The following is a 13503-nucleotide window of genomic DNA, read 5'->3' as shown; positions in this document are numbered from 1 at the left end:
GCTAATTTAGAGAATAGGTGAACAAATGGGTCACGCTGAAAGCAAATTTCAACCTGCAAATATTGCCGTTCTAACGGTATCTGACACACGTACAGAAGAAAACGATACCTCTGGTCGTTACCTTGTTGAACACGCTCAAGAAGCGGGTCACAACGTAGTAGACAAACAAATCGTTATTGATGACATGTACAAGATCCGCGCGATCGTTTCTCAATGGATTGCCGATGAAAACGTCCAAGCGATCATGATCACTGGCGGTACAGGTTTTACCTCACGCGATAGCACGCCAGAAGCACTTAAGCCTCTATTTGATAAAGAAGTTGAAGGTTTTGGTGAGTTGTTCCGTATGGTGTCGTATGAAGAGATCGGCACGTCTACCATTCAGTCTCGTGCGATTGCAGGTTTTGCTAACCACACCGTGATCTTCGCAATGCCAGGCTCAACGGGTGCGTGTCGTACAGGCTGGACAAAAATTATTAAACAGCAGTTGGATGCAAGTCATCGCCCTTGTAACTTCATGCCACACCTATCTGTATAACCTTTCCTAAAAGCGAAGGAAAAACAATGACCCAATTTACACACATTAATGCATCTGGCGAAGCGAACATGGTCGATGTGTCTGCAAAAGCAGAAACCGTGCGTGAAGCTCGCGCTGAAGCATTTGTACACATGGCTCCAGAAACCTTGCAACTTATTGTCTCTGGCCAGCACCACAAAGGTGATGTGTTCGCAACGGCTCGTATTGCTGGTATTCAAGCAGCGAAGAAAACATGGAATTTGATTCCACTTTGTCATCCGCTACTGCTTTCTAAAGTTGAAGTTCAACTGGAAGCTATCGAAGCAGAAAACAAAGTTCGCATCGAGTCCGTATGTAAACTTGCGGGTAAAACTGGTGTCGAAATGGAAGCGCTCACTGCAGCTTCCGTCGCTGCACTAACGATTTACGATATGTGTAAAGCAGTACAAAAAGACATGGTCATTGGTCAAGTTCGTCTATTAGAGAAGACGGGTGGCAAATCTGGACATTTCAAGGCGGAATCATGATTAAAGTACTTTTCTTTGCTCAAACCCGCGAGCTAGTGGGTATCGACAGCGTTGATTTGGACGGCCAGTTCGATACGGTCGAAGCCGTTCGCGCACATCTTGTCGAAGCGGGCGCAGAAAAAGCAGGCAAGTGGGATTTGGCGCTTGAGCCAGGCAAGCTGCTTGCTGCAGTGAACCAATCGATCGTCCCATTGGATACACAAGTAAACGCTGGCGACGAAGTTGCGTTTTTCCCACCGGTAACGGGAGGCTAAGATGGATCCTCGTGTTTCTGTACAAGTTGAAGACTTTTCTGTTGATCAAGAATATCAACGCTTGTCGGAAGGCACTGCTGCTGGTGCGGTCGTGACCTTTATCGGTAAAGTCAGAGATATGAACCTTGGTGACAACGTGATTGGCCTGCACCTAGAGCATTATCCGGGCATGACGGAAAAGAGCTTGAGCGATATTTGTGATGAAGCGGAAGCTCGCTGGCCTCTGCTTGGCGTGCGCGTGATTCATCGTGTGGGTGATATGGACAGCGGCGACCAAATTGTATTTGTGGGCGTTTCTAGTGCGCACCGCGGCGCGGCATTTGATGCGTGCGAGTTCATTATGGACTATCTGAAAACCAAAGCACCGTTTTGGAAAAAAGAGCGCACAACTAACGAAGATCGTTGGATTGAATCGCGTGACACCGATCATCAAGCAGCGCAGCGCTGGGAAAAATAGAACCAGCTACTCGTTTTGACAAAAAATAAAAAGCTAAGTGTTAATCGCACTTAGCTTTTTTGTATTTCGCGATTTGTTCAACCATATTGAAACGGTTCAATATTGCGATTCTTATCTTCGAAAACACCCGTGTTTTATCTCGGTGATATTGTTCACAATAAAAAATATCGAGCAATATATAAACGATTATTTGTTAGACTTCGTTTGTCACAAATGTTAAATAATATGCAAATATCTAGCATAAGATGCTATCAAATAGTTTAAATTCAGAGTAATCGAAAGTTTTGGCTGATAAATGTCAGTTACAGTCTTCATTTTACTAGTGAATGCTTTTGTATTGGAGTTTATTGCTAGATATGTGCGGTTATTACAGAATTATTAGTTTTTTTGCTACATTTTTATGGCAAATTACTTCAATGATTGCTAATGTGTGCCGCAGTCTCTGTAAGGTTTTAGGCTTTTGTGCTCAGAAAGTGCACTAAAAAAATCTAAAACGCTGACCGTTCCAGTCCCTTATAGAGAAGTCATGGATGCTAACGAAAAAACTTGGAGTTTTACGCATGTATAAGAATAAAATCACGCGCGCTTTATTTATTGGTGCTGGTCTTTCTCTTGCCCTAGCGGGTTGTGGCGACAATAAGCCAGAAGAAAAACAGGTGGCTCAGCCGGCACCTGCACCAGAAGCAAAAACTGATTCTTCAGAACCGAAACTAGCAGCAGTTCAAGAATTGGTGCGTGGTAACGGTACAGAAGTTGCGACAATAGACCCTCACAAATCTCAAGGTGTTCCTGAATCTCACGTGATTCGCGACCTACTTGAAGGCCTAGTAAACCAAGACGCAGACGGTAACACTATCCCAGGTGTTGCAGAATCTTGGGAAACTGAAGACAACAAAACATACACTTTCCACCTACGCAAAGACGCGAAATGGTCAAACGGCGATCCTGTAACAGCAGGTGACTTCGTTTACAGTTTCCAACGTGCTGTCGACCCTGCAACGGCTTCTCCATACGCTTGGTACATGGAATACACCAAGATGAAGAATGCGAAAGACATCGTTGCTGGCAAAAAAGACAAGAGCGAGCTGGGTGTTAAAGCTGTGGATGACCACACTCTAGTGGTAGAGCTAGATACAGCTGTACCTTACTTCGTGATGATGATGGGCCACACAACAGTGAAACCTGTTCACCAAGCGACAGTAGAGAAGTTCGGCGATCAATGGACGAAGCCAGAGAACTTTGTTGGTAACGGTGCTTATGTTGTTGACAACTGGGTTGTGAACGAGCGTCTAGTATTGAAGCGTAACGAGCAATACTGGGACAACGAAAACACCACACTAGAGAAAGTTACTTTCCTACCGATTGAAAACCAAGTTGCAGAAATGAACCGCTTCCTAGCGGGTGAAATCGACTTCACGAACGAACTGCCAACAGAGCACTTCAAGCGTCTGAAGAAAGAGCACCCACAAGAAGTATCTGTGACGGGTAACCTATGTACTTACTACTACATCTTCAACACGAAGAAAGCTCCGTTTGATGATGTACGTGTTCGTCAAGCTATCTCTTACGCGATTGACCGTAACATCGTAACTGATGCGATTTTAGCTCAAGGTCAAAAACCAGCTTACTTCCTAACGCCAGAAATCACAGCAGGTTTCAACCCAGAAATTCCTGCTTACGGCAAGATGACGCAAGAAGAGCGTAACGCAGAAGCGGCTCGTCTATTGGAAGAAGCAGGCTATGGCGCAGATAATCCACTTAAGTTTAACCTTCTTTACAACACGTCTGAGAACCACAAGAAAATTGCGGTTGCTCTAGGCTCTATGTGGAAGAAAACACTTGGTCTAGATGTAACGCTAGAAAACCAAGAGTGGAAAACATACCTATCAACAAAAGACTCAGGTAACTTCGAAGTTGCTCGTGCTGGTTGGTGTGGTGACTACAACGAAGCTTCGTCATTCTTGACTCTAATGATGAGCAACAACACCACTGGTGGTATTCACTACGACAGCAAAGAATATGATGCAATTATGAATAAAGCGTTCAGCTCTACGTCAAACGAAGAGCGTCAGGCGCTTTACCTAGAAGCTGAGAAGCTAATGGCGAAGGATATGCCAATTGCACCTATCTACCAGTACGTGAAATCACGTCTACTATCTACGAAAGTGGGTGGCTTCCCATCAAACAACGCGGAAGAAAAGATCTACTCTAAAGATCTCTACATCACTGAGTAAATCTTCAATCAGATAGAACTATAAAAATTAGGCTCTGCATGTGAGAAATTGCATGTAGCGCCTATGTTCAGTCCAAAATAAATCGGACTATTCTTTTTCATTTAAATTGTCACAGACTGAAAGAGTGAGTTTATGCTTAAATTCATCGCAAAAAGGATATTTGAGGCGATCCCAACAATGTTGGTTTTGATCACCGTATCTTTCTTTCTTATGCGTTTTGCACCGGGAAACCCTTTCTCGACAGAACGTCCACTACCGCCAGAAGTTATGGCGAACATTGAAGCGAAATACGGCCTTGATAAGCCAGTATTCGAGCAATACACAACGTATTTGATCAACGTTCTGCAAGGTGATTTTGGTCCATCGTTTAAATACCTAGATTACACCGTCAACGAGTTGATCGCCGTTGCTCTGCCAGTGTCAGCGAAAGTGGGTTTTATCGCCTTCATTTTTACGTTGGTCATGGGCGTTACGGTCGGGACGATAGCGGCTCTCAAGCAGAATACGTGGGTTGACTACACCATAATGTCGACCGCGATGCTTGGTGTGGTTATGCCGTCGTTCGTATTGGCGCCAGCTCTGATTTACCTATTCTCTCTACATTGGCACATTTTCCCTGCGGGTGGTTGGCAAGATGGTAGCTGGCAGTTTTTAGTGTTGCCGGTTATTGGTATGTCATTGCTTTACGTTGCAACGTTTGCCCGTATTACTCGCGGTTCAATGATTGAGACACTAAACAGTAACTTTATCCGCACTGCTCGTGCTAAAGGTCTGAGTTACCGTTACATCATCATCAAACATGCTCTTAAACCAGCACTTCTTCCTGTTGTTTCATACATGGGTCCTGCTTTCGTAGGCATCATCACGGGTTCTGTTGTTATCGAAACCATCTTTGGTTTACCGGGTATCGGTAAGCTATTCGTTAACGCTGCATTTAACCGTGACTACTCGCTAGTAATGGGTGTAACCATTCTGATTGGTTTCCTATTTATCTTATTCAACGCGATTGTAGATATTCTACTTGCAATGATTGACCCGAAAATTCGCTACTAACAGGGAAGTTTGGTTATGTTGACGAAAAAAGAAAACCTAGAAGCGATTGAAAAATTCTCTGAGAACTTAGAGATTGAAGGTCGCAGTCTTTGGCAAGATGCTCGTATCCGCTTTATGCGTAACAAAGCGGCGATGGTGAGCTTATTTATTCTTGTTTTAATGACGTTGGCGGTAATTGTTCTGCCGATGATCGCTCCTTACGCGTTTGACGATACTGACTGGTATGCAATGCACGTTGCGCCAAACTCTGAACATTGGTTTGGTACCGACAGTCTAGGCCGAGATTTGTACGTGCGTACTCTAATCGGCGGCCGTATCTCGCTAATGGTTGGCGTGATGGGTGCGTTCGTAGCGGTATTGATTGGTACACTTTACGGTGCGGCTTCTGGCTTCATTGGCGGTAAAGTTGACCGCATTATGATGCGTATTCTAGAAATCTTGTACGCTGTACCGTTCATGTTCCTAGTTATCGTACTTGTTACCTTCTTCGGCCGTAACATCATTCTTATCTTCGTTGCGATTGGTGCAATCGCTTGGTTGGATATGGCGCGTATCGTACGTGGTCAGACACTCAGCCTACGTAGTAAAGAGTTCATCGAAGCGGCGCACGTTTGTGGTGTAAGTAATTGGAAGATCATTACTCGCCATATCGTACCGAACGTATTGGGTATTGTAGCGGTTTACTCTACGCTTCTAATTCCGAGCATGATTCTGACCGAATCATTCCTATCATTCCTTGGTCTTGGTGTTCAGGAACCAATGACAAGTTGGGGCGCACTTCTACAAGAAGGTGCACAAACAATGGAAGTAGCAATTTGGCAGTTGGCATTCCCAGCGGCGTTCATGGTTGTGACTCTATTCTGCTTCAACTACGTTGGTGACGGCCTGCGCGACGCGCTGGATCCAAAAGACAGATAATTAAAAGATAAGATTAAGGAAGCAATGATGAGCTTATTAGATGTCAAAGATCTGCGTGTCGAATTTACCACCCAAGATGGTATCGTAACCGCAGTAAACGATTTGAACTTCTCTCTGAAGCAGGGCGAAACTCTCGGTATCGTGGGTGAATCTGGTTCAGGTAAATCACAAACTGTATTCGCAATCATGGGTCTACTGGCGAAAAACGGCAAGATCTCAGGCAGTGCGAAATTTGAAGGTCGAGAAATTCTTAACCTTCCAGAAAAAGAGCTGAACAAAGTTCGTGCAGAACAGATCGCGATGATCTTCCAAGATCCGATGACCTCGCTAAACCCATACATGAAAGTGAGCGATCAGCTGATGGAAGTGTTGATGCTGCATAAAGGCATGGGCAAGTCAGAAGCGTTTGAAGAATCTGTTCGCATGCTTGAAGCGGTAAAAATCCCTGAAGCTCGCAAACGTATCACCATGTATCCGCACGAATTTTCAGGCGGTATGCGTCAGCGTGTAATGATTGCGATGGCGCTATTGTGCCGTCCTAAACTGCTTATTGCTGATGAACCAACAACCGCATTGGACGTAACCGTTCAGGCACAGATCATGGACTTGTTGAACGAGCTGAAATCCGAGTTCAACACGGCAATCATTATGATCACCCACGACCTAGGTGTTGTTGCTGGTTCATGTGACAAAGTGCTTGTGATGTACGCAGGTCGTACGATGGAGTACGGCAACGTAAACGAAATTTTCTACAACCCAAGCCACCCTTATGCGGAAGGTCTGTTAAAGGCGATCCCTCGTCTGGATACAGAAGGTGAAATTCTGCCAACCATTCCTGGCAATCCACCAAACTTACTGCGTCTACCACCGGGCTGCCCTTACCAAGAGCGTTGTCATCGTGTGATGGACCGCTGTAAGCGTGAAGCACCAATCTTGACGCCATTTGGTGATGGTCGTCAGCGTGCATGTTTTTCTGAATGGGAGGCTTGGAACAAATGAGCGCAGATAAAAAGTTAATTCTGGATGTATCTGATCTGAAAGTTCACTTCAGCATCGCATCAAAATCAGCGTGGCCTTGGTCAAAACCTTCTAGCCTAAAAGCGGTAGATGGCGTAAATGTGCGCCTCTACGAAGGGGAAACGCTTGGCGTAGTAGGTGAGTCAGGTTGTGGTAAATCGACCTTCGCACGTGCCATCATTGGACTTGTTGAAGCGACCGATGGCGAAGTGGTTTGGTTAGGCCAAGACCTCACCAAAATGAAAGATGTACAGCGCCGTGAAACACGTAAAGAAATCCAGATGATTTTCCAAGATCCTTTGGCTTCTCTTAACCCGCGTATGACGGTTGGTGACATCATCGCAGAGCCGCTAGAAACGTTCTATCCAGAACTGTCTAAGCAAGAAGTGAAAGACCGCGTTAAAGAGATGATGGCGAAAGTTGGTCTATTGCCAAACGTAATCAACCGTTACCCGCATGAATTCTCAGGTGGTCAGTGTCAGCGTATCGGTATTGCGCGTGCGCTTATTCTTAAGCCTAAGATGATCATCTGTGACGAACCAGTCTCGGCACTGGATGTTTCTATTCAGGCTCAAGTCGTTAACCTTCTGAAAGAGCTGCAAAAAGAGCTAGGACTTTCTTTGGTGTTTATTGCGCACGATTTGTCAGTGGTGAAACATATCTCTGATCGTGTTCTCGTGATGTATTTGGGTAACGCGGTAGAGTTAGGCGAAGCGGATGCGCTATTTGCAGACCCTAAGCACCCTTATACGCGTGCGCTGATGTCGGCGGTTCCAATCCCAGACCCAGAGTTAGAACGCAATAAAACCATCCAAATGTTGGAAGGGGATCTGCCATCACCAATCAATCCTCCTTCAGGTTGTGTGTTCCGTACTCGTTGCCCTCAAGCGACAGAAGAGTGTGCAAAAACCAAACCTACGATTGAAGGTACAGACATTCACGCAGTCTCTTGTATTCACGTGAGCGTGTAACCAACCAAATGTTAGGTTAAGTAAATTCAGCCTGTGACGGGCTTAAGCGCGATTCCTTTTAATAGGGTCGCGCTTTTTTTATGCTCACTTTCTTTGAACATGAATTGCAATGCTCATTCGAATTTCTTGAACAAGATGTCCTAAGCGTGATGATTTTCTGTTTCTTATGAATCTCTAATATAAAGGGAGACATAAGAAATAGGAGAGCAATCATGGGTAAGTTGGTCGAAGGCGTATGGCACGATGTGTGGTATGACACAAAAGCGAATGGCGGGAAGTTCGTTCGTGAAGACGCTGGATTTCGTGACTGGATTAAAAATGATTCAGAGGCGGTATTCCAACCAGAATCTGGCCGTTACCATTTGTATGTTTCTCTCGCGTGCCCTTGGGCACATCGAACGCTTATCTTCCGTATGTTGAAAGGTCTAGAGCCACACATTGATGTGACGGTTGTTTGCCCTGATATGCTCAGTCAAGGTTGGCAAATGGGTTTACCCGAGCCACTGTTTGGTCATACACGTATGCACCAAATCTACACTCAAGCGAAACCCGACTACACAGGGCGTGTTACGGTGCCAGTTTTGTGGGACAAAAAGACCAACACCATCGTGTCGAATGAATCGTCAGAGATCATTCGTATGTTTAACTCCGCATTTAATGATCTCACGGGCAATCATGACGATTATTATCCCGAGCCACTACGCGGTGTGATTAATGAATGGAATGATTACATTTATCCAAACGTGAATAATGGGGTGTACCGTTGCGGTTTTGCTACTTCGCAAGAAGCGTATGAAGAGGCTTTTGAATCATTGTTTTCGGCCTTAGATAAAATTGATGGTCATCTGGCGACCCATCGCTATCTAGCAGGCAATAAAATTACGGAAGCCGATTGGCGTTTGTTCACCACGTTAGTGCGTTTTGATGCAGTGTACGTTGGGCACTTCAAGTGTAATAAACAACGCATTGCCGATTACGTCAATATTCAGGGTTATCTGAAAGAGTTGTATCAGATTGACGGTATCGCCGATACCACCGATTTCTATCATATTAAGCGCCATTATTACTTCAGTCACACAGGGATTAATCCAACGCAAGTGGTGCCTAAAGGGCCTGATTTAGACTTTAGTTCTCCTCACCAAAGAGAAATGATCGGTTAGTTTGTAACGGTTCATCCAATACAAAGCCCTTAACGACGAACTGCGTTGTTAAGGGCTTTTATTCACGCTAAGTACTGGGAGATAGAGGGGCAATTTTTAAATATATGCTCGCCTTATTTAGCGCGGACGATGTCCATCACCAACTTACCGTCAACCTTTACAGGACCATCTTCTTTGGCTCCGAGTGAATACTCAAATACGCCCGTCTTCATTCCACCTTTTTCTCCGTGGACCATTAGCATCAGCATGTCACCAGACTCAACCGGTTCCATCAAAATTGCATTCACGTTCTCATTTTGTCCCATTTTAAGCGGAGCATAGCCGATCACGGGGCCTGGCTTCATCGATTCATCTGTTCGGTGTACAACCATCCACCCGTTTTCGTCAGCATGAGCCATTTTTGCCGTTACGGTGCCCGTGGACATATCTTGATCTGCGCCTTCAATACTTGGAGAGGAAAAACTAAACGCAGAAAAACTGAACAGACATGCAGCTAAACCAAACTTTAGGAATGAGTTGTTGATGGATTTGTTCATATGTATTCCTTACTTATGTGTGAGATTGCGTAATTGCATCCCATCTTCGTTACGTAGTTTCTCGTAAGAAAGTTCAGATGATATGAAAATAATGCCGATAAATTGAACGGGATCGGGAAAATCGCTCTGTATTATTGAGCTCTGGTGATAGTTAAAAGCCAGGACAAGACCCGCAGGTAAGGCAGGAACTATGGCTAGTTTCAGATTATCTTCTTGTCGTCACAGCTTCTTACCAATATTCAAATAAACTAATGATATGACAACCGCTTTTTAACGGGGTGATGCATGGATATCAACGAGTTTGCGACTGGCGAGCATCTTATCTGGAATCTGCTTATTGCCTTGCTATTGGGCGCGATTATCGGGACACAGCGCGGCTGGGTGATGCGAAATAGTGTTGAAGGTAGTCGTGTTGCTGGTATTCGTACGTTCTCTCTTGTCGGGTTACTTGGTGGTCTTGTCGCGATTCTTGCGGATCTCTATTCTCCTTTATTGCTTGGTTTTGCCTTGATTGCGTTGGTGATATTGGCGTGTATCGCGTTTATCATGCAGCAGAAGAAGAGTCGCGATATCAGTATTACTGGCGTGGTTAGCTTGTTGGTGACGTTTGTGTTGGGCAGTTTAGCTGTGTCGGGAGAGGCGGTGCTTGCGGCATCTGCAGCTGTGATTACCGCAGTGGTGCTCGACAACAAACGAGAACTTCACCAAGCGTTGCAAAAATTACAGGAATACGAGCTAGATGCAGCGCTCCGGTTGCTGATTATCTCCATCGTGTTATTGCCGCTTCTTCCAAATCAATCCTATGGCCCTTGGAACGCTCTTAACCCTTACGAAATTTGGTGGATGGTCGTATTGATTGCCAGTATTTCGTTTGTGGGCTATTTCGCAATTAAAATCGGTGGGGCGAAACGTGGCATATTGTTCACCTCCATTTTTGCAGGTTTAAGTTCTTCGACGGCGTTAACGCTGCAGTTTTCCCATCTTTCTCGGGAGCAAGCCAATATCAGCCCATTGCTCGCCAGTGGCATACTCTTGAGTTGCGGCACCATGTTTCCTCGGCTGTTGATTATTCTGTTTGTGATTAATCCTCAACTTGTCTCGTTACTATGGCCGATTGTGATGGCCATGATGGCGGCGCTGTATTTGCCTGCTTGGTGGATATGGCGGCGGAGCGAAGTGGAACAGATCGAACAATCGAACAAACAGAGCAACCCACTCGCACTGCAATCGGCGCTGTTTTTTGGGATGATGCTGGCGGTGATTATACTGCTGTCACATGCGCTTGCTGAGTGGTTCGGTAATGCGGGTGTCTTAATTTTATCGGCCCTTTCAGGGATTACGGATGTAGACGCGATTTCCTTGGCGCTCGGTCGTCAGAGCATCCAAATATTGAGCGTAACCACCGCCGCGCTGGGTATCTTAATTGCCGCATCGGTCAATACCATTGTTAAGATGAGTATGGTTGTCGCGATAGGAGACAAAAAATTATGGCTTAGGGTCGCGCCTGTGATGGTGGGATGTGTTGCCGTTGGGGCACTGATGTTCTTTGTCTTGTATTGAGTATCTGTTTTCTAAACCGTGTGTCTTGAACAACAAAAAAGCCCTCGACGAATCGAGGGCTTTGACTATTCATTCAAGCAGAGAAAAGAATTACTTCTGTTCTTGAGTTGCTTGGATTGCTGTTAGAGCGATGGTGTACACGATATCGTCTACTAGCGCGCCACGAGACAAGTCGTTTACTGGCTTGCGCATACCTTGCAGCATTGGACCGATAGATACTAGGTCTGCTGAACGTTGTACCGCTTTGTAAGTCGTGTTACCAGTGTTTAGGTCTGGGAATACGAATACTGTCGCTTTACCTGCAACTGGAGAGTTTGGTGCTTTAGAAGCAGCAACGTTTTCCATGATCGCAGCGTCGTACTGTAGAGGACCGTCGATGATAAGATCAGGACGTTTCTCTTGAGCCAGTTTTGTTGCTTCACGTACTTTATCAACGTCTGCACCCTTACCAGATTCACCAGTAGAGTAAGAGATCATTGCAACGCGTGGTTCGATACCGAATGCTGCTGCAGAGTCAGCAGATTGGATAGCGATTTCAGCAAGCTGTTCAGCTGTTGGATCTGGGTTGATTGCACAGTCACCGTATACCAGTACTTGATCAGGCAGAAGCATGAAGAATACTGAAGATACGATAGACGCGTTTGGTGCAGTCTTGATGATTTGGAACGGAGGAACGATAGTGTTCGCCGTAGTGTGAACAGCACCAGAAACTAGGCCGTCAACTTCGTTGTTCTCAAGCATCATTGTGCCAAGGAATACTGAATCTTGTAGTTTCTCACGAGCTACAACTTCAGTCATGCCTTTCGCGCCACGTAGCTCAACTAGACGAGCAACGTAGTTTTCGCGAATAGCATCAGCGTCGATGATTTGAACGCCAGCACCTAGCTCAACACCTTGCTGCGCTGCAACGCGTTTGATTTCTGCTGGGTTACCTAGAAGCACACATTCTGCAATGCCGCGCTCTGCACAGATAGCCGCTGCTTTCACTGTACGTGGCTCATCACCTTCAGGAAGAACGATGCGCTTACCTGCTTTACGAGCAAGTTCAGTTAACTGGTAACGGAATGCTGGTGGGCTTAGACGACGAGATTTTTGAGTACCTTCCGTCATTGACTCGATCCAGTTACCGTCGATGTGACCAGCAACGTGCTCGTTAATGAACTCGATACGCTCTTTGTCGTCTGCAGGTACCTCAATGCTGAAGCTCTGTAGGTTTAGAGAAGTCTGCCAAGTGTTACCTTGTGCTTTGAAGATAGGTAGACCAGTTTCGAATGCTGGCTTACATAGACCTTCGATCTCACGTGGGATGTCGTAACCGCCAGTTAGCAGTACAGCACCGATATCAACGCCGTTCATTGCCGCTAGAGAAGCTGCAACGATTACGTCTGGACGGTCTGCAGAAGTAACAAGTAGAGAACCTGGTTTGAAGTGCTCAATCATGTTTGGCAGAGAACGTGCACAGAACGTGATGCTCTTGATGCGACGAGTGTTGATGTCACCTTCGTTGATGATATCTGCTTTCAGGTGCTTCGCCATGTCGATTGCACGAGTAGCAATAAGATCGATGCTCCATGGCACGCAACCTAGTACACGAATTGGAGAAGTGTTGAAGATTTCCATCACTTTCATTTCGTTTTGCTTCGCGCTGTCTGCATCGTCAAAGATTTCAGATAGGTCAGGGCGAGTACGGCCAGCTTCGTCAACAGGTGCGTTTAGCTTGTTGATGATAACGCCAGAGATGTTTTTGTTCTTAGTACCGCCGAAGTTAGAACATGCTACTTCGATGCGCTCTTTAAGTTGAGCTGGGTTATCAGTGCCTGGAGTAGCCACTAGAACAATTTCTGCGCCAAGTGTTGCTGCGATTTCAGCGTTCACTTGGTTAGCGAATGGGTGCTTACGAGTTGGTACTAGACCTTCGATAAGTGTTACATCCGCATCTTTATTGATTTGGTTGTAACGCTCAACAACAGTTTCTAGTAGCTCGTCCATGTTGTCGTTACCGATTAGGCTCTCAGCAACAGACATCGCCATAGGTTCACCGATCTTCATATCGCTGTTGTGGCCAACGATAGTAGAAGTCAGATCAGGTTGATCACCACCAGAACGTGGTTGAGAAATTGGTTTGTAGAAAGAAACCTTAACGCCTTTGCGCTCCATTGCGCGAAGAACACCCATGCTTACGCTAGTTAGACCAACACCAGCACTTGCAGGGATAAGCATAATAGTACGAGACATTCGTAGAGTACCTTTAGCTATTGGGGGATAAAAGCTCAACTCTTATTCCATGACGCTCGAAGAA

13 protein-coding genes are annotated in these 13503 nt (G+C 45.6%); 11 read left to right on the top strand and 2 right to left on the bottom strand.

The features are described from left to right. Window positions 1-25: 25 nt before the first annotated feature. The 10 genes from moaB (at window position 26) to ACF8EG_RS07735 (ending at window position 9108) form a co-directional block, all read left to right on the top strand. A complete protein-coding gene (moaB, locus tag ACF8EG_RS07780) occupies window positions 26-538 on the top strand; it encodes a molybdenum cofactor biosynthesis protein B (RefSeq protein ID WP_005461494.1) in 513 nt (170 codons plus the stop codon). A gap of 26 nt (window positions 539-564) precedes the next feature. Further along, on the top strand, window positions 565-1044 hold the full coding sequence (gene moaC, locus ACF8EG_RS07775; protein ID WP_069504700.1) for a cyclic pyranopterin monophosphate synthase MoaC: 480 nt from the start codon (window positions 565-567) through the stop codon (window positions 1042-1044). Then, entirely contained in the window at window positions 1041-1298 is a 258-nt protein-coding gene (gene moaD / locus ACF8EG_RS07770; RefSeq protein WP_020841049.1) for a molybdopterin synthase sulfur carrier subunit, read from the top strand. The genes moaC and moaD overlap by 4 nt, the downstream gene beginning before the upstream one ends. Before the next feature lies 1 nt (window position 1299). Then, window positions 1300-1755 (top strand): molybdopterin synthase catalytic subunit MoaE, encoded by a 456-nt coding sequence (gene moaE / locus ACF8EG_RS07765; protein ID WP_005461480.1) that lies wholly within the window; start codon window positions 1300-1302, stop codon window positions 1753-1755. 560 nt (window positions 1756-2315) lie between these two features. Then, complete coding sequence (locus ACF8EG_RS07760) at window positions 2316-3989, top strand: ABC transporter substrate-binding protein (RefSeq protein ID WP_069504698.1); 1674 nt, start codon at window positions 2316-2318, stop codon at window positions 3987-3989. A gap of 132 nt (window positions 3990-4121) precedes the next feature. After that, window positions 4122-5042, top strand: a complete 921-nt coding sequence (gene oppB, locus ACF8EG_RS07755) for an oligopeptide ABC transporter permease OppB (protein WP_025552621.1) — start codon at window positions 4122-4124, stop codon at window positions 5040-5042. A gap of 15 nt (window positions 5043-5057) precedes the next feature. Beyond that, window positions 5058-5960, top strand: coding sequence for an oligopeptide ABC transporter permease OppC (gene oppC, locus ACF8EG_RS07750; RefSeq protein WP_005482423.1), 903 nt, complete (start codon window positions 5058-5060; stop codon window positions 5958-5960). A gap of 27 nt (window positions 5961-5987) precedes the next feature. Then, a complete protein-coding gene (locus ACF8EG_RS07745; protein ID WP_005482402.1) occupies window positions 5988-6959 on the top strand; it encodes an ABC transporter ATP-binding protein in 972 nt (323 codons plus the stop codon). After that, window positions 6956-7948: a murein tripeptide/oligopeptide ABC transporter ATP binding protein OppF gene (gene oppF / locus ACF8EG_RS07740; RefSeq protein WP_017447834.1), complete on the top strand. Its 993-nt coding sequence runs from the start codon at window positions 6956-6958 to the stop codon at window positions 7946-7948. Before ACF8EG_RS07745 ends, oppF begins: the two co-directional genes overlap by 4 nt. A gap of 212 nt (window positions 7949-8160) precedes the next feature. After that, window positions 8161-9108, top strand: coding sequence for a glutathione S-transferase family protein (locus ACF8EG_RS07735; protein ID WP_029829328.1), 948 nt, complete (start codon window positions 8161-8163; stop codon window positions 9106-9108). 113 nt (window positions 9109-9221) lie between these two features. On the opposite strand, the gene ACF8EG_RS07730 is transcribed toward ACF8EG_RS07735, so the two are convergent. Then, window positions 9222-9644: a hypothetical protein gene (locus ACF8EG_RS07730; RefSeq protein ID WP_069504697.1), complete on the bottom strand. Its 423-nt coding sequence runs from the start codon at window positions 9642-9644 to the stop codon at window positions 9222-9224. A gap of 285 nt (window positions 9645-9929) precedes the next feature. Here ACF8EG_RS07730 and ACF8EG_RS07725 point away from each other — a divergent pair, with 285 nt between their 5' ends. Next, window positions 9930-11204 carry an MgtC/SapB family protein gene (locus tag ACF8EG_RS07725; protein WP_069504695.1) on the top strand — a complete coding sequence of 425 codons (1275 nt, stop codon included), beginning with the start codon at window positions 9930-9932 and terminating at the stop codon, window positions 11202-11204. Window positions 11205-11294: 90 nt separating this feature from the next. On the opposite strand, the gene pta is transcribed toward ACF8EG_RS07725, so the two are convergent. After that, window positions 11295-13439 carry a phosphate acetyltransferase gene (gene pta / locus ACF8EG_RS07720; RefSeq protein WP_005461502.1) on the bottom strand — a complete coding sequence of 715 codons (2145 nt, stop codon included), beginning with the start codon at window positions 13437-13439 and terminating at the stop codon, window positions 11295-11297. Between the last annotated feature and the right edge of the window lie 64 nt (window positions 13440-13503).

It is taken from the genome of Vibrio sp. YQ_11 (assembly GCF_043103065.1).
GTDB classification, from domain to species: domain Bacteria; phylum Pseudomonadota; class Gammaproteobacteria; order Enterobacterales; family Vibrionaceae; genus Vibrio; species Vibrio parahaemolyticus.
Note: the sequence above shows the minus strand (reverse complement) of the source record. Positions and strands in the feature narration are given on the sequence as shown.